Here is a 25,232-nt window from a genome sequence, read left to right as displayed (position 1 = left end):
CTACTTTCTCCTTAATAAATGAATTGGCTAACTTATATTATACCTTGCCAAAGAACGCATAAAAAACCAACGCTTGGCAGCAGAATTGACGTAAAAATGATGCAAGAGCAATTCGCTTGTTGGGTGCATAAAAGTACGTTAATTTGATTAGGTAGCTTACTTACATTATTAATTGAAAAGGAATTTCAATGTTAGATACCCACTCTTTACTCGGCTTTTTAGCCATCGCAATAATCGCGACGTTATCTCCAGCTCCTGCAGTCTTACTAGCTATCTCGAATGGAGCCAATCACGGTATGAAAAAAGCCCTATGTGGCATTGCAGGTAATGAATGTGCCATGATTTTTTATGCTTCTTTAGCAGGATTAGGTATGAGCACACTTTTACAATCCACTGGAGCATGGATGATTCATGCCGTACAGGTCATTGGCGGTCTGTATCTGTGCTTTTTAGGGGTTAAAGCACTAAAAAGTAACGTTCACACGATGACAATGGAAGCGCGCAATGCGAATAGCCGCAGTTTATTTATACAGTCGACATTGGTTGGATTATCTAATCCCAAAGCCATTTTATTTTTCTCGGCACTACTACCACAATTTATTAACCCACAAGCTAACCCAATGATACAGTCATTTGAATTAACAGCGATTTTTGCTAGCTGTTCATTTATTGCCTTAACCTCCTATGCTCTATTGGCCCATCGTTTATTAGTTGGACAAAGCAAATCATGGTTTAATCTTATCAATCGATTATCAGGTGTGTTATTTATGGTTTTCGGTGGCGGGTTAATTGTGAATGGTATGCGTCAACGTTAACCCGTATTAGAGTGATTCAGCCAATAAAAAAGGGCGAACTACGTTCGCCCTTATGCAATTGCAATAAACAATTAGTTCGCTAGTGCTTGCTTCGCTAAGTACTCATCGTAAGTACCGTGGAAATCGTTCACACCATCTTTTGAAATTTCGATGATACGTGTGGCAATCGAAGATACAAACTGACGGTCGTGAGAAACAAAGATTAGGGTACCTTTGTAGTTCTCTAACGCCAAGTTAAGCGCTTCAATCGATTCCATATCCATGTGGTTGGTCGGTTCATCCATTAGCAGGATGTTTGGTTGTTGCATGATCAATTTACCAAACAGCATACGACCTTGCTCACCACCAGAAATCACTTTAACGGATTTCTTGATATCGTTTTGTGAGAACAGCATACGACCAAGAATGCCACGGACAACTTGCTCATCGTCGCCTTCTTTTTTCCACTGCCCCATCCAATCTAAGAGGCTCATGTCTTCTGCGAACTCATGGGCATGATCTTGTGCGTAGAAACCAATATTATTGTTTTCTGACCATTTAATTTCACCCTGCATCGGTTCCATAGCACCTGCAAGCGTGTTCAACATCGTTGATTTACCGATACCGTTCTCACCGATGATCGCAATGCGCTCACCCACTTCCACCATCATGTTCACATCATTAAACAGAATGTTATCGTCGTAACCTTGTTTCATTTCAGTCACTTCAAGAGCGTTACGGAACAACTCTTTCGCTTGGTCAAAACGAATAAATGGCGATTGACGGCTCGAAGGCTTCACATCATCTAGCTGAATTTTATCGATTTGTTTCTGACGAGAGGTCGCTTGTTTTGCTTTTGATGCGTTCGCAGAGAAGCGGCTTACAAAGGTTTTCAATTCAGCAATTTGTGCTTTCTTCTTCGCATTATCAGCAAGCAAGCGCTCACGAGCTTGCTCAGCAGCTATCATGTATTCATCGTAGTTACCGCTGAACATACGAAGTTCACCGTAATCCAAGTCCGCCATATGTGTACATACGGTATTCAGGAAGTGACGGTCGTGGGAAATGATGATCATAGTACAGTTACGTGCTAATAGCGTTTGCTCCAACCATGCGATGGTGCTCATGTCCAAGTTGTTGGTTGGTTCGTCTAGTAGCATGATGTCTGGTTCAGCGAACAGAACTTGCGCCAACAATACACGAAGTTTTAGGCCTGGCGCGATTTCACTCATCAAACCAAAATGCTGCTCTTCAGCAATCCCTAAGCCCAACAGTAATTCACCCGCACGAGCCTCTGCCGAGTAACCATCCATTTCCATGAATTCAGTTTCCAGATCGCCCACACGCATGCCGTCTTCATCAGACATTTCTGGCAGAGCATAGATACGATCACGCTCTTCTTTCACAGCCCACAGCTCTTTATGACCCATAATCACCGTGTCGATAACCGTGTACTGTTCGTAAGCAAACTGGTCCTGACCTAATTTCGCCATGCGTTCATTAGGATCAGAAGAAATAACTGTGCCCCCGGATTGCTCCAGTTCACCACCTAAAATTTTCATAAAAGTGGATTTGCCACAGCCGTTCGCACCGATCAGACCATAACGGTTACCATCGCCAAATTTGACGGAGATGTTTTCAAACAATGGCTTATCGCCAAATTGCATTGTGATGTTTGCAGTTGAGAGCACAAGTATTCCTAATATCGTTTTTAAATAGCGTGTAAACACGAAAAAAGTTGGCATGAAGCCAACTTTTTAAATTTGTGACATAGTAGCAGTTTTTTTTCAGCTCTTCAGCCCTTACTAGTGATTTGATATCAATCACACTATTTTTATTATCACCATTAGACCGAACTGCTGACCTACCATTTCTTTTCCAACCAATGAATGCACTGTTGTATCGACATCGTTTCTTCATTATATGCAAACAGTTCTGCTACATCCGCAACTTGCTTCTGTTTAAAACCAGAGATACCACTAGCGACTACTAAGCGTATAGTTTTCACGTCTTGTCTTGTCGCTTTAAGATACCAAGACCCAGACTGGTAACTGACTTCTTGCCCCTTACTGGCAGGCAAATCTTTCAATATGTCAGCAAGTTTACGATCACTTTTAATATGATACAGATAACCGCCTGCGATTTTTTGGCGTGACCAATAGTCTCTATCATTCAATATAATAGGGTTATCACAAGCGACTAACACTGCACTTTGTGTCTGCTCAGGCACTATCGCAACAGGCGTACATTTAAATTCCGGTTGTCCCGAATAGGCATCAACTCGTGGGTCAACTAAGCTGCAAGGTTTGGCATCAGCGGCGGTTAATTCATTCCAATGAATGGGCATAAAAAGCTCACCGCGTTTCATCCCATCGTTAAACATCACCTTAGCCCGCACTTTACCTTGCTGATTGCTCACTGTCGCAATGTGTCCGTCATTGAGCTGATATTGCTGCGCAGTATCTGGATGGATCATAAGGTAAGGGTCGCTGTGAAATGAGGCTAGGCGCGTTGATAATCCGGTACGTGTCATCGTATGCCAATGATCCCTGGTTCGTCCGGTATTGAGCAACAACGGATATTGCGTTGAGATCTGCCGCTGAGGCACTCGATGACTCACCGCTAAAAAATTCGCTTTGCCGTTGGCGGTATAAAACTGCTTATCGGTAAAAAGGCGCTGATTAACTAACTCAGATTGATACACAAGCACGGGCCACTGCTGTGGCATCAAGTGGTGATACTCTTGATCAGTCAGTTTAGCCAAACCAATCAAGTTCAAATCCCGTGGTTTCACATGCTGATTCAGCCCCGTCATCTCTGCATATTCGCGAAATACTTCCCCTTCGTGGTGATAATCGAACTGCTCTTTAAACCCCATACGCTGCGCCACTTGACTGACGATCCACCAATCAGATTTCGCTTGCCCCGGACTGGCGAGCAATTTTCGTTGTCGCGAGATGCGGCGTTCAGAGTTGGTGACGGTGCCGGATTTTTCACTCCAACCTTGCGCAGGTAAAAGTAGATCGGCGCAGCGAGTGGTAGCGGTATCAGCAATGCAATCGGATACCACCACAAATGGGCAATTTTCCAGTGCAGTCTTTATTTTGTCGCTGTTCGGTAAACTCACCACCGGATTGGTCGCCATAATCCAAATCGCTTTAATCTTTCCCTCAGCAACCGCATCAAACATATCCACCGCTTTGAGTCCCGGCTTGGTGGCGAGCGAGTCGGTGTGCCAAAATTCGCGGATCGCTGCTATCTCTTCAGGCTGATCAAACTCCAAATGCGCTGCAAGGGTGCTGGCTAACGCCCCCACTTCTCGTCCTCCCATGGCATTGGGCTGACCTGTCACAGAAAACGGACCACACCCCACATAGCCAATTTTGCCACTCGCAAGGTGACAATTGATGATGCTGTTGACTTTATCTGAGCCCTGAGTGGATTGATTGACCCCTTGTGAGTAAATGGTTACTACCCTTTTATGTTCAGCAAACGCTCGATAAAACTGTTCCAATTCCGCACTTGATAACCCCGTTACATCTTGCGTATTGGTGTCTTGCTGAGCAGAGGCGAGCGCCATGTCAAAGTGGTTGGTATGGTTGGTAATAAAGTCGGTATCAAGTGCTTGATGATCGGCAAGATAGTGCAATAAACCATTAAACAACGCGACATCGGCACCTGAATGAATTGCCAAATGTTGATCGGCGATATCGCAGCTTTCATTACTCCGAGGATCCACCACCAGCACTTTAAGCTCAGGGTTGTTTTCCTTAGCGACACGCAAACGTTGAAACAACACTGGATGACACCATGCGAGGTTCGAACCGACCAGAATCACCACTTCCGCTTGTTCTAAATCTTCATAAACTACTGGCACACTGTCCATGCCAAAAGCACGTTTGTGTCCCACGACTGACGATGCCATACACAAACGCGAATTGCTGTCGATATTGCTGCTGCCAATAAAGCCTTTCATTAATTTATTGGCGACATAGTAGTCTTCGGTCAGGAGCTGACCTGAAACATAAAAAGCAACGGAATCTGGACCATATTCCGCAATGGTTTGCGTAAATTTGTCAGCAACGGTAGTCAGGGCTTCATCCCAAGCCACTCTTTGCCATTCCCCCGCAACGCGTTGCTGAGGATAAAGTAAGCGACCATCTTCAATGACCGTATCGCCCAAGGCTATGCCTTTGGTGCACAGTTTGCCAAAGTTGGCTGGATGGCTTTTATCACCACGCACTTCTAGCTTTCCACTGCCTAAAACACGGGCTTCAATACCACAACCGACTCCGCAGTAAGCACACGTTGACTTGGTCCATCCATCATGCGTCACCATACATTCCCCTTACTATTTCTACTTTCAGCATAGAAAAGCAATTTATAGACCAACACCCTTAAACAAACCAACCAACCAATTGAATTAATTGAATAAAATAATTTATCTACCCACTATTAGGTAGAGATGGTTACCCAAGGTTACTACCCACTTTTATGTATTTTTCACCATGAAAAGAGATTGTCGCACATCCATGGACCATTTTTATCAATCTAACCTATTCTCGCTAGTGACTCATTTATAGTGATTCTTTGGCAATAACCTTATCTAACGTATTGAAAAATAGTATTTAAAAAAAGTCTTCTCTCATTATCTCACCTATTTGGCATTCAACTTGCTCTAGAGAGAAAAAGCGCAGTCGGAACAGTCGACGCCCAAACTTAATCACCATGACGAGGCACTGGAATGATGAAGACAATTACAAGCTCAACGATCACATTAGGTAATGTGGCTTTGGTAGGCGCAGGCCCTGGCGATCCAGACTTGCTCACCATGAAAGCGGTCAAAGCCATTGATGCTGCAGACGTCATCATTTACGACAATTTGGTGAGTCGTGAAATTCAAGCGACCTTTCCGCATTCTGCTCAGCATGTCTATGTGGGCAAAGCCAAAGGACATCACAGTATGAAGCAAGAAGAGATCAATGAACTGATTGCCAGCTACGCCATGCAAGGGTTGCAAGTGTGTCGAGTCAAAGGCGGCGATGCGTTTGTTTTTGGCCGCGGAGGTGAAGAGATGCTGTTTCTGGCTCAAAGAGGGATCCGAGTTGAAGTGGTACCGGGTATCACCGCCGCTTCAGGTTGCAGCACGTACGCCAATATTCCTTTAACTCATCGAGGGCTCGCACAAGGTTGCACCTTTATCACCGCCCACGCCGATAAATCCCTCGATGTGAATTGGGGCGCACTGGCGTCACTGAACCAAACCTTAGTCATTTACATGGGCTTATCGAAAGCGCAATGGATTCAAGAGACCTTAATCAAACATGGCATGGATCAAAGCACCCCTGTTGCGATTATTGAGAATGGCTGCACCACTCGCCAACGCACCTTCACTGGCGAATTAACCGAATTACATCATTTAGCAACACACCACCAAGTCTGTTCGCCTGCCTTGATCGTCATCGGTCAAGTGGTCAAAGTGGCGTCACAAATAGAGTGGCTAGAACAATTAACAGAACGGGAAGCAAAGTCAGACACCACAACCATTCGCCTCACCGCGTAATGACAGCACTGACTCTAAAAACAAAATAAGGACATCATCATGAGCAAAAAACGCATTATTGTGGTAGGCAACGGCATGGTCGGTCATAAGTTTATCGACAATGTGATTCAATCTGGCAGCAATGAGTATGAGATCATTACCTTTTGTGAAGAAGCCCGTCTAGCCTATGACCGTGTGCATTTAACCTCTTATCTTACTGGCAGCACGGCCGCTGATTTGGCTCTCACCACTGAAGAGTATTATCAAACTCACTGCATTCAATATCGCCTTAATGCCAAGGTAGCGACGGTCAATCCCGATGATCGCACCGTGACACTCACCGACGGTGAAACCCTAGCCTATGACAAACTGATTTTAGCGACCGGCTCATTCCCATTTGTGCCGCCGATTACGGGTAACGATGGCGAACATTGCCATGTGTATCGCACCCTTGAAGATTTAGATGCCATTGAAGCCTCTAGCCAATCCAGCACCAGCGGTGTGGTCGTCGGTGGTGGCTTACTGGGATTGGAAGCGGCGAATGCGATTAAAAATTTAGGTCTTACAACTCATGTGGTGGAATTTGCTCCACGCCTCATGGCAGTGCAGCTTGACCAAGATGGCGGTGAATTACTGCGCCGTAAAATTGAAGCCATGGGCGTCAATGTGCACACCGAAAAGGCAACCACGGAAATCGTTGCTGGCGAATCGGCTCGTTATCGCATGAACTTTGCCGATGGTTCGCACCTCGAAACCGACATGATTGTCTTCTCCGCAGGGATTCGTCCGCGTGATGAACTGGCACGCAACTCCACCATTAGCATTGGTGAACGTGGCGGTATTGTGATTAATAATCACTGTCAAACCAACTATGACGATATTTATGCCATTGGCGAATGTGCCCTGTGGAACAACCAAATTTTTGGCTTGGTCGCACCGGGCTATCAAATGGCAAAAGTCGCCGCGCAACACATCTTAACGCCTGAACAAGCTGCAGAATTTACCGGCGCAGATATGAGTACCAAACTCAAATTACTCGGTGTCGATGTGGCGAGTATCGGTGAAGTGCACGATAAAACCGCAGGCGCGCTGTCATACACCTACAAAGACGACATTGAGCAAGTCTATAAACGCCTGATTCTCTCTCACGATAAGAAATCGATTGTCGGTGCAGTATTAGTGGGTGATGCACAATGCTACTCCAACTTACTGCAACTGCGTCAAAACAACATGACGTTGCCAGAAACCCCATCAGTGCTGATTTTACCGAATGTGGCAGAAGATGAATCGTCCGCCATGGGTGTCGACGCCCTGCCTGATAGCGCAGTAATTTGTTCATGCTTTGATGTCACCAAAGGCACCATTGTCGAAGCCGTTAAAGCCGGCTGCACTACGATGGCAGAGCTGAAAGAGACCACCAATGCCTCGACGGGTTGTGGTGGTTGCAGTGCTCTTGCTAAACAAGTGTTAGACAGCGAACTGGCGAAATTGGGCGTTGAAGTCAACAACCATGTGTGTGAACACTTCTCCTATTCACGCCAAGAACTGAGCGATTTGATTCGCGTGCACCAAATCAAAACCTTCGATGAACTGCTTGCTCAATACGGTTCGGGCTTAGGGTGTGAAATTTGCAAACCGACCGTGGGTTCTATCCTTGCCTCTTACTGGAACGATTACATCCTGCGTCAAGAGCACATTGAGCTGCAAGACACCAACGATCTGTTCTTAGGCAACATGCAAAAAGATGGCACTTACTCAGTTGTCCCACGGATTCCGGGCGGCGAAATCACCGCAGAAAAACTGATTGTGCTGGGAGAAGTCGCCAAAGATTTTGGTTTATACACAAAAATCACCGGCGGACAACGTATCGACCTGTTCGGTGCACAACTCAATGATTTACCGCTTATTTGGCGACGTTTGGTCGATGCAGGCTTTGAAACGGGTCATGCTTACGGCAAATCTCTGCGTACCGTCAAATCCTGTGTGGGACAAACTTGGTGTCGCTACGGCGTACAAGACAGCATGGGGCTCGCGATTGATTTGGAAAACCGCTACAAAGGGCTGCGCTCACCACACAAACTCAAGTTTGCCGTCTCAGGCTGTACCCGTGAATGTGCTGAAGCGCAATCGAAAGACATCGGCGTGATTGCCACTGATAAAGGCTTCAACCTCTATATCTGTGGTAACGGCGGTATGCGCCCTCGTCATGCAGACCTATTCGCGACCGACCTCGACCAAGCCACGCTAGTGAAATACATCGACCGCGTTTTGATGTTCTACATCCGCACCGCCGACCGCCTACAACGCACCTCCGTCTGGTTAGAAAACCTAGAAGGTGGACTAGCGTACCTAAAAGAGGTGGTGATTGACGACAAACTCGCTCTTTGCGCAGAACTTGAGCAAGCCATGGCAGACAACATCGCCAAATACCAATGTGAGTGGAAAACCACCCTAGAAACACCCGAAAAATTGCAACGCTTTAGCCATTTCATCAACAGTGATGACCGTGATGATAACGTCCAGTTTGTCGATATTCGCGGACAAATTGCCCCTAAAGCGCACCGCGATGATCTCGCTATCGAAATCACCCAAGTTCAATAATTGGCTAAAGAAGGAAGCACAAGATGAGTCAATGGCAAACCATTTGTAAAACCAGCGATATTGCACCGAATAGCGGCGTTTGTGCCAAGGTAGGTAATAAACAGGTCGCAATCTTCTTTAGTCAACGCACCAACCACTTTTACGCGATTGGCAACTATGACCCGATTGGTAAAGCCAATGTGCTGTCGCGCGGGATCATCGGCTCCATCGACGATCAACTGTATGTGGCGTCCCCTCTTTACAAACAACACTGGAATTTAGCGACGGGTGCTTGTTTAGAAAAGCCAGAACTGAGCATCGCCACTTATGAAGTTCAGCAAGCCAATGATGAGATTCAAATAAGAATCTAGTTACTTACATCGTTTATCACTATTTCGAACACACAGTGCTGGCTACAGCACTGTGGGGACCAACACACTCTTCAGTTAGGAATTAGATTATGGACAATACTAAATTTTCGCTGTTTTCATTTAGCGGCAAGATGAAGATCCTCCACCTCAGTTGGATCGCCTTTTTCATCACCTTTGTTATCTGGTTTAACTTTGCGCCGATGCTGCAAATGGTCAAAACCTCCCTTGGGCTCTCAACGGAAGAGATCAAAACCTTGCTGATCCTCAACGTCGCCCTAACCATTCCTGCTCGCGTGCTGATTGGTATGTTTACCGACCGCTTTGGTCCGCGTGCAGTTTACTCAGCGCTCCTCGCCATCTGCTCCATTCCTTGTTTTGCTTTTGCTTTTGCCGACAGCTTTATTCAAGCAGCGATTGCTCGCTTCTTACTTGGCTTTATCGGTGCCGGTTTCGTGGTGGGCATTCGTTTAGTCTCTGAATGGTTCCCGCACAACCAACTGGGCACAGCAGAAGGTATTTATGGCGGTTGGGGTAACTTTGGCTCAGCAGCTGCCGCATTTACTCTACCTGCATTGGCTTTAGCGTTCGGCGGTGATGACGGCTGGCGCTATGCGACTGCGTTAACTGGATTAATGAGTTTGGTGTTCTCTGTTATTTTCTATCGTAACGTCACCGATACGCCAAAAGGCGCCACCTATTTCCGCCCTAAACATCTGTCAGCGATGGAAGTGACTTCTAAAGGCGATTTTGTTTTCCTCCTGCTGATGAAAATTCCGATGTATGCCGTACTTGGTTTACTGGCATGGAAACTCTCTCCAAGCGGCATCAATATGCTCAGTGAAGGGATGGTGATCAGTATTTATGCTGGCCTAACGGCACTTTATCTTTTCGATGCGCTGCAAGTTTGGAAAGTGAACAAAACCATCTTCACCACTCCAGTTGAGCCTGCACACCAATACAAATTCAAACAAGTGGCGGTGCTAAACGTACTCTATTTTGCGACCTTTGGTTCTGAGCTTGCTGTGGTATCAATGCTACCGCTATTTTTCTCCGACACATTCCAACTGACACCTGTGATGGCAGGGATGGTGGCCTCTTCATACGCCTTTATGAACCTGATGTCTCGTCCTGGTGGCGGTATCTTGTCTGACAAATACGGTCGTAAGATGACGCTGCTGATTTTGACTGCGGGTTTGGCTGTGGGTTACTTCTTGATGGGACAAGTGAATGGCTCATGGCCACTATGGCTGGCGGTTGCGGCAGCAATGGCGTGTTCATTCTTCGTCCAAGCCGGTGAAGGGGCGGTTTTTGCTACCGTTCCACTGATTAAACGTCGCATGACAGGTCAAATTGCAGGGATGACAGGCGCTTACGGTAACGTGGGTTCAGTGGTTTATCTGACGATTCTCTCTTTTGTGAGCTACCAAACCTTCTTCTACGTGATTGCAGTAACCGCTGTGATTGGTTTTGCTACGCTGTTCTTTATGGAAGAGCCTAAAGGTGAAATAACTGAAGTGAACGAAGACGGTTCAGTCACGCTGATCAAAGTCTCTTAAGGTTGATGTTCCCTTCGCTCCTCAGTCGATGGCTGAGGAGCTTTCGTTATTGATGGTTCACACCACAAGGAGCAGTTTGAGGATGGATAAATCACTCCAACGAGTCACCTTCGGCGGTACATCGCTCACCGGTGTTCGCGCTGAAAATCAGGATGCCTTTATTGTTAAACACCCGCAAAGGCAAGATGAGCTGACCTTCAAAGGCACCATTGTCTGCATTGCCGATGGCGTCAGTTGCAGCGACCAAGGTCAGCAAGCCAGCCACACGGTCACCACACAATTTGTCCAAGACTATTACGCCACGCCTCATAGTTGGAGCGTCTCTCATTCTGTTACTTCGCTTTTAAGTCAACTCAATCAATGGCTTTATACCCAAGGCCAAGATGCGCTGCGCCATAACGGTATGGTCACCACATTTAGCTCGATCATTCTAAAATCCAATACCGCTCATTTGATTCATATTGGCGATAGCCGTATCTATCGCTATCGCCGCCACAAACTCACCCAATTGACCCGTGACCATCAACGCATCACCGCCAAAGGAACGGGCCATCTCACTCGAGCTCTCGGCATGGATGAGAACGCCGATGTGGACTATCAAACGCTGGAAGTAAATCGACATGATCGATTTTTGCTCACCACCGATGGAGTCCACCAAACACTCTCCCCGGAGCAAATAAGCGCAGTGTTAGCACAGCAAGACAGCGCCGAAGCGCTGAGTGCTAAGCTTTGCCAACTCGCCATCGACAATGGCAGTCAAGATAACTGCACCTGCGTCATTTTCGATATCATGGCGTTGCCAGAAAAGAGCTTGCCAGAACTGGAACAGCAACTTATCAGCCGCCGCATTCCTCCGGTACTCAAAGCCGGAATGAGCCTAGACCACTTTAAAGTGCTACGCACCTTGCACGATGGCTCGCGTAGTCATGTTTATCTAGTGGAAGATACACACACCAGAGAGCAGCGAGTACTTAAAGCGCCATCAGTCAATGCCAGCGATGATCTGCCGACGTTACGCCGATTCGCTAACGAATATTGGATTGCCTCACAGCTCAATAGCCCACGCTTAATGAAGATGTACGCACCCCCAGCAGAAACGCCGTTTCTCTATCAAGTCAGTGAGTGGATTCCCGGAGCAACACTACGCCAATGGATATTTGATCACCCCAATCCTTCTCTTAATGAGGTTCGGACACTGCTCACCGAATTGGTGCGAGCGGTACGAGTGTTGCAGCGCGCTGATATGGTTCATTGCGATCTCAAGCCCGAGAACATCATGATTACGCCAGAAGAGACAGTGAAATTGATCGATTTTGGTACTGTCGACGTACTGGGACTCAAAGAGGCACAAGCACATCAAGATGACCCGTTCCCACTTGGCACGGTGAACTACATTGCGCCGGAATACATCAATACAGGGCGCGCCACCACCTTATCGGATCTGTTCTCCATTGCCGTTATTGGTTATGAGATGCTGAGCGGCTCCTTGCCCTTTAAAGAAAATACCTCACAAGCGATTCAAAGTGCCCGTCATACCAAATGGCATTATCAGTCGCTACAAACTCATCGTGCCGACATTCCGCTTTGGGTCGATTTGGCCTTTCGCAAAGCAACCGAAGAGTCACCTCAGCAGCGCTATCAAGCATTAGGCGATTTTGTTACCGATTTGAGTACTCCCAATACCGCACTCATCAATAGTCCAAGCAATCGACCACTAATGACTCGCAATCCTGTGCTATTTTGGAAAATGATTTCCCTTGCAGCACTGTTTGTCGCTATCGTAGAGGCGCTGCTTTTGCTAAATCACTAGGTTCTCGCTGTGCGTAACGGTGAGGAAGGCCAAAGGAAAAGAGTGAAAAAAGCGGCGAAAAAATGGATGTGTTGAAAGAAAGAGGACGTTAGATTGCCCAAACTTAGCCGCTCGATTGTCATGAAGATCACCGCGATCATGGTCAGTTTGATCTTGATGGCGTTCGTCAGTATTTTCTCATCGATGTATATGTCGCAAATCAGTGAGTACGATGGCAAAACCATCAACCTTTCTGGCTCTCTGCGCATGATGAGTTACCGTATCACCACTCAGGTAACGCTACTGCAAAGCGAGGATTCCCTAGAGAATCGCCACAAAGTACAGCAACTGATTCAACAGTTCGAAACCCTGTTTAACGACCCTGTGTTAAAAAAGGATTTTATTCGCTTTCATCAGGTGGCGATTAAAGACGAATACGATCAGGTCGCACACACGTGGAATCAAGAGATTAAACCAACATTGGCGAACGCCAACGTTCACTTCCAATTGGGGCCGTTTTTACCAAAACTCGAAAGCTTTGTGCAATCCATTGACCGTCTGGTTTACGGCTATCAAAAGGTGTTGGAAGAGCGCCTGCAAGAGTTAAAAATCATTCAGACCATTACACTTACTATCACATTGGGTCTTATTCTTCTCTCGATTTATTCGATTCACAAATACATCGCGCGCCCTCTGCGCGAGCTAACCGACGTGGCGGAAATCTCGTCACAAGGTGATTGGAGCCAACGCTGTTTGGTGCATCGCGATGATGAGCTTGGTCTTTTGGCCAAAACCATCAACAAAGCCAATCAAAGCATGCAGTCGATTCATCAAGATCTTGAACAGCGCATTGCTGAAAAGACCCAAGCGCTCAGCCAGAGCAATCAGATGCTCACGTTCTTGTACAACGTGGCTCAACAGGTCAACCAATCTCATTATGGTCAACTCGATTTTGAGGCGATTTTGCAGCAATTAAGCGCCGTTAGCCAACTCAATAACCTAGAGCTGACACTCTTTACCTCGCAGCCTGAACTGCCTTATCACCAAGTGCTCATTGGTTCAGAGCTGGGAAATAGCGCATCGAACCAAACCGTTCACTTTCCAATAGAACGCAATGACAACCACTATGGTGACATCCGTGTATTTACCCAATCGCCAATGGCAAATTGGCAGCGTGATTTGGTGGAATCCTTAGTAGATCAATTGGGCATTGCACTGAGTTTTTCGAACCAACTCAACCAAGAGAGACGCATCGCGCTACTGAGTGAACGAAATATTATTGCGCGCGAGCTGCATGATTCTTTGGCTCAATCCCTTTCGTACCTCAAATTTCAGGTCGCGTGTATTGAAAAAGGCATTGAGAAAGAGCCAGTGAGCGAGCGAGTCACTACCCCAGTTTATGAACTCAAAGAAGGTGTCGTATCGGCTTATCGTCAACTGCGCGAGCTCCTCACTACCTTTCGTTTGCAGATTGACAGTGGCGGCTTGCAAGCGGCACTGAGTGATACCGTGCAGACCTTAGCGAAACACAGCGCCATGCAAATCCAACTGCATTACGACTGTCGCCATGTGCCCTTTGAGCCCAATGAAGAAATTCACCTATTGCAAATCACCAAAGAAGCGGTGCAGAACGCCGTCAAACATTCGCAAGGCTCACACATCACCATTTCTCTCACGGAAAACGAGGAGAAAAACGTCGTCCTGTTGGTACAAGACGATGGAATAGGCTTTACTCAAACCGAGCGGGTGCTTAACCATTACGGTACTGAAATTATGCAAGAGCGTTGTCATTCATTGAAAGGAACATTGGTGATCAACACCTTACCCGATGGCGGAACCGAAGTGAGTTTGGTGTTTACCCCGAATTACCTCAACAATAACAAGGAACTTGGGTAGACTATGCCACAACATCATCGTTTGACGTTTACTAACACCTTTCACTCAAGCAGCAAAGGAGAGCCAAATGAGTAATGGGAAATCTACAATCATGATCGTCGATGACCATCCCTTATTTCGTAAAGGATTACAGCGTTTTATCGCCTATGAAGAAGACTTAGAAGTGACCAAGGAATGTCACTCCGGTGCTGAAGCGTTAGAGAGTGCGCTGCAAGATGATCCTGATTTAATTTTGCTTGATTTGAACATGCAAGGGATGGATGGGTTAGAAACCCTGCGCCAAATGCGCGCTAAAGGCGTCACCGCAAGAATCGTGATGCTCACCGTTTCTGATACGGAAGAAGATGTGCTTACCGCCATGCAATATGGTGCCGATGGCTATCTACTTAAAGATATGGAACCCGAAGATATTGTCGCCAACATCAAACAAGCCGTGCTCGGTAAATTGGCGCTGTCTGATCGGCTCACGCAAGTGCTCGCCCAATCATGGCATAAGCCCAAAACGACTGAATCCGACAAATTATCAACGTTAACGGATCGGGAACATCAAACTCTGCTACTACTCTCTCAAGGAATGAGTAACAAACTGATTGCGGAGAAAATGAAAATTTCAGAAGCTACAGCTAAGGTTCATGTGAAAAATTTGCTGAAAAAACTGGAACTCCATTCCCGCTTAGAAGCAGCAGCTTGGCTAATGAAACAGCAGTCTAAATCGTAACAAGTTAGATGACAACAACGCCATCTAACTTGCCTTTGAGTTTTATACTCAATTAATCGAGCTTGAGATCACCGACTTTAACCCAACCGAGTTTCACGACATAGCGGTGAACCAAAAATGCAATAATCGCAGGGAGAACGACACATACCAGAATAAGCGCTAACCAATCCATCCCGGTAATGGCCATTTTTGATCCGTTAGCAATATCCGCCAGCCAACCCGTATACACACCAATTGGGCCAACCAAACCACATGTGCCCATACCAGAGGCAACCGCTGGGCCATTCATTTTCAGTTGGAATAAGGTTGTTGCTATTGGCCCGGTAATGGCAGAGGTGACAATAGGCGCAATCCAAATTCGCGGATTTTTCACAATATTGGGCATTTGTAGCATCGAAGTTCCAACCCCTTGCGATATCAAACCACCCCAGCCATTTTCACGAAAGCTAATGACCGCAAACCCAATCATTTGCGCACAACACCCAGCTAGTGCAGCCCCACCAGCCAAACCAGTAATGCCTAATGCCGCACAGATCGCTGCACTGCTGATCGGTAAAGTAAGGGCAATACCAATTACCACAGAAACCACAATACCCATCATGATTGGGCGTAGCTCGGTTGCCCACATAATCAACTGCCCAACAGAACTCGCCGCCTGACCAATAGAAGGGGCTAACCAAAGCGACAATATCGTACCAATAAAGATGGTCACAAAAGGCGTAACGATAATGTCGACTTTCGTTTCTTTAGAAATTAATTTACCAAGCTCTGCCGCAACAATCGTGATGATTAACACTGCCAAAGGGCCACCCGCGCCCCCCAAAGAATTGGCGGCACCACCAACGGCGACCAGAGAAAATAGCACTAAGGGTGGCGACTTTAATGCATAACCTATCGCAACCGCCATAGCAGGACCAGTGGCCGCTGCCGCGTAACCACCTACCGTCACCAAAGCGGCGATATCTAACTTAGCACCGAGGGTTTTCATGATGGTGCCAATCAATAGTGAAGCAAACAAACCGTGGGCCATAGCGCCCAAGGCATCGATGCCGTAATGTTTTAATGACAGCTCAACATTTTTTTTACGTAAAAATGCAGCAAATGCAGAAGCTGAACCAGCCTTTGAAGACATGCGTTTCTCCTTTCGTCATTCTGCATGGATCAAATTAAGGGGCATAAGTGTAAGCGTATCAGTTAGAAAGTACAGCCAATTAAATGAGAATTCATATAATTAAACGTTATGTTATTCAGATGACTTACATTATCCAAGTCACCTGAATAGGCAGGGCTGGCGAGAATGTATGCGCTTAAGGCCGAATTTGAACAGAGAAAATCCGTCACACAGAACTGAAGTAAAACGAAGAAGCTACAAACCTTTGTTCAATTTCATTGTCTGCGTCTAGCTGTGTTCGAAGTATTAACCCAACTGCTTTATCACTTCAACGAAAGCTGGCGCGCTTTCTGCCTCATATTGATGCACACCACGTTCCACTACGTGTTGTCCTGCAACGTACACATCGGTAATCCAAGATTGGTGAGAGGCAAATAGCCATCGATTAAGCAGGTCTCCATCATGGCTTGCAGCAACGAAAGGCTGGCTTTCATCTAAGACTAGAAAGTCTGCCCTATGACCAACTTGTAACCCAAGTGCCACATTACAAGCCTGATTTCCACCATGAAGCGCTTGCTGATAGAGATGTTCTCCCACCGATGGATGCTTCGAAGAATAAAGGCGGTTTCTCTGCTGTTCATGTAGGCGCTGACTGTATTCCAAACTGCGCAATTCATCGACTAACGACATTCCCACATGACTGTCTGATCCTATTGCCCACTTTCCAGCAAAGCGCTGATATTCAGTCGCAGGGAAAATACCGTCGCCTAAATTGGCCTCAGTGGTTGGACACAATCCAGCCACCGCACCACTTTGCGCAATAGTTTGTATTTCATGTTGGTTTAAATGAGTGGCATGAATCAAGCACCACTGTTGGTTAATACCTATATGTTCTGCCAGCCATTCCACTGGGCGCTGTTGACTCCATGCAAGACAATCATCCACTTCCCGCTGCTGCTCAGCAATGTGAATGTGAATGGGCTGCCCAGAGTCCAGTTCTTGCAACACGTCATGAATTTGCGCTTCAGATACCGCCCTTAATGAATGAAAACAGAGGCCAAGTTGATGCTTGCGACTAGAACTTAATGCTTTATTAAGCTGCTGATAAAGGTTGATATAAGAAGCCGATGTATGAATAAAGCGCTGCTGTCCTAAATTGGGCGTTTGAGCACCAAATCCTGCATAAGAATACAACACTGGTAATAATGTCATACCGATACCGGCTTGGTTAGCCGCTTTAATTAACTGATGAGAGATTTCCGCAGGATCGGTATATGCCTTGCCCTGCTGATCATGATGCAAATAATGAAATTCCCCAACTTGGCTATAACCCGCTTTCAGCATTTGAATATACAAATGAGTGGCAATAATACGTACTTGTTCTGGGTTAAGTTGACTAACCATGTGATACATACGTTCACGCCAACTCCAGAAACTGTCATTAGGATTCGTACAGACTTCAGCAACACCTGCCATCAAATATTGAAAAGCGTGGGAGTGCACATTGGCAAGGGTGGGTAACATCGGCCCGCTGAGGTGGATATCTGCCTTTTTTGCATCACTATTTGGCTCGATATGTATAAACACCCCATCTTTGATAGTAAACGTCACATTATGTTGCCAACGACCCGACATCCATGCTCGACGAGCAAAGATCGTTTGTTCCCTGCCATTATCCCTTTGCATTATTTTTCCTTTCACAATTTCACTAAATGACCTAGGGTTAGTGTAATTGACATAACTTGTCTATACAAGATATGTCGACATTAAGGATCTCACCTGTTAAGGGATCCCATTTACCGTTATAATACAAACCCTTATTTTCTAGTGGATGACGTTAATGACAATCGCAAATTCAACCACCCATATGATGACCCATTTATCGCGGCTGATTGATGATGCGCCTGGCCCTATCTATGCCAAGGTAAAGCAAGCCATTACTCAACAGATTCACAGCGGTGAATGGCAGCCCGATCAACGTGTGCCTTCTGAATCTGAAATGGTTAAAGCGCTTAACGTTAGCCGTATGACAGTCAACCGTGCTTTAAGAGAGTTAACCGACGAAGGTATCTTAATTCGTCAGCAAGGCGTTGGAACATTTGTTGCACGCAAGAAAGCTCATTCCGCTCTATTTGAAGTGCATAATATTGCCGATGAAATCGCAGGGCGAGGCCACCAGCACAAAGCCAAATTGATTGAAATCGTCAAAGCCAAAGCCAGCATGGAAGAAGCCGTCAACCTAGGCGTGAGAACGAATCACCCTATCTTTCGTGCTATCATCCTACACTGTGATAACGACACTCCAATTCAGATCGAATATCGTGTGGTGAATGCTGAGCTTGCACCTGACTATGATCGCCAAGAATTTCAACATAATGAAGCGTATCACTACCTCAACCAAGCCGCTCCGATGACCGCGGGTGAACATTTGGTGGAAGCGATCATTGCGACGCCTGAAGAGTGTGCCCTGCTGCAAATCGATCAAAGTGAACCATGTTTACAAATCAAACGTCGCACTTGGTCACACGATCAACTGGTCACAAACGCTCGACTTTTATCACCCGGTTCTCGCTTCCAACTGTTCGGTCATTTTGAACAATAAATAACACCTTAACGAGACTCACCGTTTGTATTTTACCTAGCACAGCGAACGTTCACTGTGCTAACAAGTCGTGCCTGTGCGTTTATTTTTGATCTTTTTGCACCATAACGCTTGAACTCTCTCCATTTTGAATTTATCGTTTATAACAACTTGTATAGACATGTAATGTCATGGAATTAAATTGCACGATCTCATTTAAATGATCGTGATGGAGAACTCAGCTCATGCTTGAATTTACACTTCACCCAGGGAAATTAACACTAGCCGATCTACGAGAGATCAGTCGTCACCCTGTCACACTAACTCTTGATGAAACTGCGATTGCCGGAATTAATGCAAGCACTCAAGTCGTGAATGACATTATCTCTGAAGACAAAGCGGTCTATGGTATCAATACCGGTTTTGGTTTATTGGCTAATACCCGAATTGCTGCTGAAGATTTGAACGAGTTACAACGCAGTATCGTTTTATCTCACGCTGCAGGCACCGGTGAGTTGATGAACGATGAAACTGTACGTCTTATCATGACACTGAAAGTCAATAGCCTTGCACGCGGCTTCTCTGGGATTCGCTTGTCGGTAATTCAAGCGTTAATCACTTTGATTAATAAAGAAATTTACCCTTGTATTCCAAAGAAGGGATCCGTTGGCGCCTCGGGCGATCTTGCTCCCCTAGCCCACATGAGTGCGGTACTGTTAGGTGAGGGACAAGCTCGCTACAAAGGTGAAGTGTTATCTGGCGGTGCGGCTCTTGCTATCGCGGGCATGGAACCCATTGAACTAGCGCCCAAAGAGGGTCTGGCATTGCTTAATGGGACTCAAGCATCCACCGCGTTTGCCCTGGAAGGACTGTTCCACGCAGAAGATCTTTATGCTTCAGCTATAGTATGTGGTGCGCTCTCTGTAGAAGCTGCGCTCGGTAGCCGTCGCCCATTTGATCCACGTATTCATGAAGTGCGTGGGCATCAAGGTCAAATCGATGCGGCAGCAGCATATCGTCACCTTCTTACAGAAAACAGTGCGATTGGCCAATCACACCTTAATTGTGAAAAAGTACAAGATCCCTACTCACTACGCTGTCAGCCTCAAGTTATGGGCGCTTGTTTAGAGCAAATTCGTCATGCGGCGAACGTATTATTGGTGGAAGCTAACTCGGTATCAGATAACCCATTAGTCTTTGCTGAAGATGGCGATATTATCTCTGGTGGTAACTTCCATGCCGAGCCTGTTGCCTTTGCTGCTGACAATCTTGCACTGGCGATTGCCGAGATTGGCAGCTTATCTGAACGTCGTATGGCGCTATTGATCGATAGTAGCTTGAGTAAACTGCCACCCTTTTTGGTCGATAATGGCGGTGTAAACTCTGGCTTTATGATTGCTCAAGTAACGTCTGCAGCATTAGCCAGTGAGAACAAAACGTTCGCGCATCCGGCATCTGTTGATAGCTTACCGACCTCTGCAAACCAAGAAGACCATGTTTCGATGGCGACTTTTGCCGCACGCCGCTTAAAAGATATGTCTGAAAATACTCGCGGTATCTTGGCAGTGGAATTACTTGCATCCGTACAAGGTCTCGATTTTCGCGCGCCGCTGAAATCAACTGAACGTTTAGAACAAGCCAAAGCAGAATTGCGCGCTCGCGTCCCTTTTTACGATAAAGACCGGTATTTCGCGGCTGATATTGAAAAAGCAACGAACCTTTTGGCAGAAGCGCCCCATCACAGCCTAATGCCACAAGGATTGTTACTAAGTCTATAAGGAGCCCCGAAATGTCATCAGAACTGCACTTCGATTCACTCTGGCAAGGCTTCCACGTAGCAACAATGACCTCGGGTCATTACAACATTATTGAGGACGCCGCCATCGGCGTCACTCAAGGTAAGATTACTTGGATAGGTCCAGAGCAACAATTACCGACTCATCAAGCCAAGCACCGGTACCAACTTGATGGTGGTTGGGTAACACCAGGGCTGATTGATTGCCATACTCACCTTGTGTTTGGCGGCAATCGAGCTAATGAGTTTGAACAGCGTTTAAATGGCGTTAGTTACCAAACCATTGCCAAAAATGGTGGCGGCATTGCTGCAACCGTCAGTGCGACTCGAGAAGAGGATGAAGCACAACTCTTCCAGTCAGCCAGTAAACGGCTCCAGTCACTCATCCACGATGGTGTTACCACAGTAGAGATTAAATCGGGCTACGGACTGAATACCCGCGACGAAAGTAAGATGCTCACGGTGGCCAAAACACTGGCTAATAAGTTTGCTGTTGATGTGCGCACAACCTGTTTAGCAGCCCACGCACTACCACCTGAATTTCAACATGATGCTGATAGCTATATTGACTATTTGTGCGATGAATTGTTACCACACATTGCTCAGCATAATCTTGCCGATGCTGTAGACGCATTTTGTGAAAGCATTGCTTTTAGCACTGAACAAGTACAGCGCTATTTTACCAAAGCACAATCATTAGGCTTACCCGTAAAAATTCACGCAGAACAGCTCTCCTCACTTGGCGGCACCACTATGGCGGCTGGCTATGGCGCTTTATCTGCGGATCATTTGGAGTATTTAACCGAAACCGATGTGTTAGCGATGGCTAAATCAGGTACGGTTGCTGCCCTGCTCCCTGGTGCGTTTTTTACTCTGAAAGAAACCCAGAAGCCACCCATTACTCTACTCCGAGAACATAACGTCCCGATTGCAATCGCCACCGATTTAAATCCAGGGACGTCCCCTGTTTTATCTTTACGTTTAATGATGAATATGGCCTGCACTCTGTTTGGGTTAACCCCTGAAGAGGCGCTTGCGGGGACAACCTACCATGCTGCGCAAGCACTAGGAATCGCTGATACCCATGGTGAACTGTGTGTGGGGAAAGTTGCCGATTTTGTCTGTTGGGATGTCGAAAGCCCGGGTGAGCTCAGTTATTGGTTAGGTGGAAATCTGGTGACACAACGAGTAAAAAGGGGAATCAAAGCATGAGCCAAGGCCGTTTTTATCCGGTAGAAAATTTACCTACTCCCTATCACTTTCAGCAAGGTGACAGCCCACTGCTCGTCAGTATGCCGCACTGTGGGACAGAACTGTTACCCAACATGAAGGATTCACTGACCCCACAAGCACAAGCTTTACCCGATACAGATTGGTATATTCCTGAGTTATACGATTTCTTAGGCTCACTCAATGTCAGCACACTGAGCGCGCGCTATTCCCGTTATGTGGTGGACCTCAATCGCCCTAGCGATGATAAACCCCTTTATCACACCAAAACCACTGGGCTTTTCCCCGACATTCTGTTTTCTGACCAACCCATTTTCTTAACCGGTCATGAATTTGACAGTGCAACAAAAGAGCGTATTACCGAGCATATTTGGCAACCCTACCACCAAAAAGTGGCGAGCGAATTGCAACGCATTCAACAACAATTTGGTTACGCGATTTTATTTGATGCCCACAGTATCGCCGCGCAAGTCCCCATGTTATTTACCGGTACCCTCCCGGATTTTAATCTTGGCAATAATAGTGGTAAATCCTGTGCACCAGCGATGTTACAAACGATCGCAGCACTTGCTGAACAAAGCCCATACACGACGGTGGCAAACGGTCGCTTTACTGGCGGCTATATCACACGTCATTTTGGTCAGCCCCACCACAATATTCATGCGGTGCAGCTTGAACTGTCTCAAGCCACTTATCTGCGCGATGACTGCACTAGCTATCAATTAGACCCTGAGAAACTAGCGCAAGTAAGAACCGTACTAAAACCCATGATTGAATCCCTGTTAAAGATGGGAAATCCCGCAGATTTACGCTCAAATAAGGACAATAAAGGTGAGTAATATGACTTTCAAGGACATGATTTTAGAAGGCATTCCAACCGTTTTGCCAACCAAGCGTGAGCGTGATGAAACGCTCAGCCATGCCCCAAAACGCAAAGATATCTTAACCAAAGAAGAAAAAAAATTGGCGGTTAAAAATGCACTGCGCTATTTCGACCCTCAACATCATCAAACGTTAGCACCAGAGTTCTATGCGGAACTAGAAAAATACGGGCGCATTTATATGTACCGTTTTATGCCCGACTATGAAATAACCGCCCGCTCGATTGATGAATTTCCTCATCAGTCTAAACAAGCCGCAGCCATTATGCTGATGCTCAGTAACAACCTCGATCATGCTATTGCACAGCACCCTCAAGAATTGATCACCTACGGTGGCAACGGCTCGGTTTTTTCTAACTGGGCCCAATATCGTTTAACCATGAAATATCTTGCAGAGATGACCGATGAACAGACGTTAGTGCTTTATTCTGGACACCCTATGGGTTTGTTCCCTTCTCACGCTAACGCGCCGCGTGTTGTTGTGACCAATGGCATGATGATCCCTAACTATTCAAAACCTGACGATTGGGAAAAATTCAACGCGCTTGGTGTCACTCAATATGGCCAAATGACCGCGGGTTCATTTATGTATATTGGCCCACAAGGTATCGTGCATGGCACAACCATTACGGTACTTAACGCAGTGCGGATGCAAAAAAATCGTGACACATCAACATTGCCCATTTTTGTCACGTCTGGCCTTGGCGGCATGAGTGGCGCACAACCGAAAGCAGCTGTGATTGCTAAAACAATTGGTGTAGTGGCGGAAATTAACCCGAAAGCGGCCTACAAACGTCACGAGCAGGGTTGGGTCGATGAAGTATATCCTAACCTTGATGAGTTGATCGAACGCATTCGTCGCGCAGTTGCAGAAAACCGTCCGGTGTCGCTTGCGTATCTTGGCAATATTGTGGATCTTTGGGAGCGTCTTGCGACAGAAGCTCTTGCTATCACACTCGGCTCTGATCAAACCTCACTCCATAACCCTTGGGCGGGTGGCTACTACCCGGTAGATTATAGTTTTGATGAATCAAACCAATTAATGGCCAACGATCCTGAAGCATTTAAAACAGCGGTCAAAGCGAGTTTACAACGCCATGTCAGTGCGATTAACCGCTTGACGGCAAAAGGCATGTATTTCTTCGATTACGGTAATGCGTTCTTATTAGAATCAAGCCGTGCTGGCGCAGATATTTTGCAAGCAGACGGTAACTTTAAATACCCATCTTACGTGCAAGATATTATGGGCCCTATGTGCTTTGATTACGGTTTCGGTCCATTCCGCTGGGTGTGCTCATCATCTGATCCTGCCGATTTAGCCATGACTGATAAAATCGCTGAACAAGTGTTATCCGAAATGGCAGCAGAAGCCCCAGAGGAGATTCGTCAGCAAATCGCCGACAACTTACTATGGATTCAACAAGCGCAGCAAAACCATCTTGTGGTGGGTTCACAAGCGCGTATTCTGTATGCTGATGCAGAGGGTCGAATCAAGATCGCCCAAGCGTTTAATCAGGCGTTAAAAGACGGAAAGATTTCTGCTCCCGTCGTATTAGGCCGAGACCATCACGATGTATCTGGGACAGACTCACCATATCGTGAAACGTCTAATATTTACGATGGTTCGAAATTCACCGCCGACATGGCGATTCAAAATGTCATTGGCGATTCTTTCCGCGGCGCAACGTGGGTCAGTATTCATAATGGTGGCGGCGTTGGCTGGGGTGAAGTGACCAACGGTGGATTTGGTATGGTACTGGATGGCTCTGACGATTGTGAACGACGTTTAAAATCGATGCTTTACTGGGATGTGAATAACGGTATTTCACGCCGCAGCTGGGCACGTAATGAAGGCGCCGTTTCCGCCATTAAGCGTGCAATGGAACTAGAACCTAATCTTAAAGTCACATTACCTCATGTAGCAGATGACCAATTGCTAGAACAGTGTATTGGTAAATAGTTCATTTACATGCAAAGAATTAGGCCACCGATTCAAGTGAAAGGTGGCCTGTTTGTTAGACATACCTTTGCCAAATCATCAATAAGAGTGCGGCAGCAATGATCCACACAATCGTCGCGAACAATAAGCAATAAACCAAACTAAACCGATAGCTAAAGAAATAAGCGGCTATCAAATAGGCAAAATAAGGCACAATTGAACACATACTAAAAAGAAATGTTGCTCTTAAATCCGTAACCGTTCTTTGGCTGCCAACGATATAATGCGCGATTAGGGCAAATGTTGGGAACAACGGCACTAAGCCAGCAATGTAAAAACTTTTACTCTTAGAAAATAAGGCGATAATCAATACAACTAACGCGCCGATACCACATTTTAATACTAACGTCGCCACACAATTACCTCGATGGTTTACTTCATCGATAACA

Annotated in this window: 18 protein-coding genes; 13 read left to right on the top strand and 5 right to left on the bottom strand. The window is 46.3% G+C overall.

Annotated features, from left to right (window positions below):
* The first annotated feature begins 188 nt into the window (after positions 1–188).
* Positions 189–815, top strand: a complete 627-nt coding sequence (locus F9817_RS13075; RefSeq protein WP_161156224.1) for a LysE family translocator — start codon at positions 189–191, stop codon at positions 813–815.
* A 71-nt stretch (positions 816–886) separates the two neighbouring features.
* Here F9817_RS13075 and F9817_RS13070 read toward each other — a convergent pair whose 3' ends face one another.
* Together F9817_RS13070 and F9817_RS13065 are read right to left on the bottom strand one after the other, a co-directional pair.
* Positions 887–2,485 carry an ABC-F family ATPase gene (locus tag F9817_RS13070; RefSeq protein ID WP_161156222.1) on the bottom strand — a complete coding sequence of 533 codons (1,599 nt, stop codon included), beginning with the start codon at positions 2,483–2,485 and terminating at the stop codon, positions 887–889.
* Between the two features lie 173 nt (positions 2,486–2,658).
* Complete coding sequence (locus F9817_RS13065) at positions 2,659–5,133, bottom strand: molybdopterin oxidoreductase family protein (protein WP_161156220.1); 2,475 nt, start codon at positions 5,131–5,133, stop codon at positions 2,659–2,661.
* Between the two features lie 405 nt (positions 5,134–5,538).
* On the opposite strand from F9817_RS13065, the gene cobA reads away from it, so the two are divergent.
* The 7 genes from cobA to narL all read left to right on the top strand — a co-directional run bounded on the left by cobA (position 5,539) and on the right by narL (position 15,246).
* The gene (cobA, locus tag F9817_RS13060) at positions 5,539–6,357 is read left to right on the top strand and encodes a uroporphyrinogen-III C-methyltransferase (RefSeq protein WP_161156218.1); all 819 of its coding nucleotides are present in this window, start codon (positions 5,539–5,541) and stop codon (positions 6,355–6,357) included.
* Positions 6,358–6,396: 39 nt separating this feature from the next.
* Entirely contained in the window at positions 6,397–8,937 is a 2,541-nt protein-coding gene (gene nirB / locus F9817_RS13055) for a nitrite reductase large subunit NirB (RefSeq protein ID WP_161156216.1), read from the top strand.
* A 23-nt stretch (positions 8,938–8,960) separates the two neighbouring features.
* Positions 8,961–9,287, top strand: coding sequence for a nitrite reductase small subunit NirD (gene nirD / locus F9817_RS13050; protein WP_161156214.1), 327 nt, complete (start codon positions 8,961–8,963; stop codon positions 9,285–9,287).
* Between the two features lie 89 nt (positions 9,288–9,376).
* Complete coding sequence (locus F9817_RS13045; RefSeq protein ID WP_161156212.1) at positions 9,377–10,843, top strand: NarK family nitrate/nitrite MFS transporter; 1,467 nt, start codon at positions 9,377–9,379, stop codon at positions 10,841–10,843.
* Positions 10,844–10,925: 82 nt separating this feature from the next.
* Complete coding sequence (locus tag F9817_RS13040; RefSeq protein ID WP_161156210.1) at positions 10,926–12,653, top strand: bifunctional protein-serine/threonine kinase/phosphatase; 1,728 nt, start codon at positions 10,926–10,928, stop codon at positions 12,651–12,653.
* Between the two features lie 93 nt (positions 12,654–12,746).
* Positions 12,747–14,528, top strand: coding sequence for a type IV pili methyl-accepting chemotaxis transducer N-terminal domain-containing protein (locus F9817_RS13035; protein ID WP_161156208.1), 1,782 nt, complete (start codon positions 12,747–12,749; stop codon positions 14,526–14,528).
* Between the two features lie 67 nt (positions 14,529–14,595).
* Positions 14,596–15,246, top strand: coding sequence for a two-component system response regulator NarL (narL, locus tag F9817_RS13030; protein ID WP_161156206.1), 651 nt, complete (start codon positions 14,596–14,598; stop codon positions 15,244–15,246).
* 52 nt (positions 15,247–15,298) lie between these two features.
* Here narL and F9817_RS13025 read toward each other — a convergent pair whose 3' ends face one another.
* Together F9817_RS13025 and F9817_RS13020 are read right to left on the bottom strand one after the other, a co-directional pair.
* Positions 15,299–16,378 (bottom strand): PTS sugar transporter subunit IIC, encoded by a 1,080-nt coding sequence (locus tag F9817_RS13025; protein WP_161156204.1) that lies wholly within the window; start codon positions 16,376–16,378, stop codon positions 15,299–15,301.
* Positions 16,379–16,663: 285 nt separating this feature from the next.
* Entirely contained in the window at positions 16,664–18,043 is a 1,380-nt protein-coding gene (locus tag F9817_RS13020) for a formimidoylglutamate deiminase (protein ID WP_161156202.1), read from the bottom strand.
* A 154-nt stretch (positions 18,044–18,197) separates the two neighbouring features.
* Here F9817_RS13020 and hutC point away from each other — a divergent pair, with 154 nt between their 5' ends.
* The 5 genes from hutC (at position 18,198) to hutU (ending at position 24,804) form a co-directional block, all read left to right on the top strand.
* A complete protein-coding gene (gene hutC / locus F9817_RS13015; protein ID WP_202436451.1) occupies positions 18,198–18,959 on the top strand; it encodes a histidine utilization transcriptional repressor HutC in 762 nt (253 codons plus the stop codon).
* Positions 18,960–19,183: 224 nt separating this feature from the next.
* Positions 19,184–20,716, top strand: a complete 1,533-nt coding sequence (gene hutH / locus F9817_RS13010) for a histidine ammonia-lyase (protein WP_161156200.1) — start codon at positions 19,184–19,186, stop codon at positions 20,714–20,716.
* Between the two features lie 11 nt (positions 20,717–20,727).
* Positions 20,728–21,945, top strand: a complete 1,218-nt coding sequence (gene hutI, locus F9817_RS13005; protein WP_161156198.1) for an imidazolonepropionase — start codon at positions 20,728–20,730, stop codon at positions 21,943–21,945.
* A complete protein-coding gene (gene hutG, locus F9817_RS13000) occupies positions 21,942–22,802 on the top strand; it encodes an N-formylglutamate deformylase (RefSeq protein ID WP_161156196.1) in 861 nt (286 codons plus the stop codon). The genes hutI and hutG overlap by 4 nt, the downstream gene beginning before the upstream one ends.
* A 1-nt stretch (position 22,803) precedes the next feature.
* Positions 22,804–24,804 (top strand): urocanate hydratase, encoded by a 2,001-nt coding sequence (gene hutU, locus F9817_RS12995; RefSeq protein WP_161156194.1) that lies wholly within the window; start codon positions 22,804–22,806, stop codon positions 24,802–24,804.
* Between the two features lie 55 nt (positions 24,805–24,859).
* On the opposite strand, the gene F9817_RS12990 is transcribed toward hutU, so the two are convergent.
* A complete protein-coding gene (locus F9817_RS12990) occupies positions 24,860–25,198 on the bottom strand; it encodes a GlpM family protein (protein WP_161156192.1) in 339 nt (112 codons plus the stop codon).
* Positions 25,199–25,232: the final 34 nt, after the last annotated feature.

This window comes from Vibrio eleionomae (genome assembly GCF_009874545.1).
In the GTDB taxonomy this organism is placed as follows: domain Bacteria; phylum Pseudomonadota; class Gammaproteobacteria; order Enterobacterales; family Vibrionaceae; genus Vibrio; species Vibrio nitrifigilis.
Note: the sequence above shows the minus strand (reverse complement) of the source record. Positions and strands in the feature narration are given on the sequence as shown.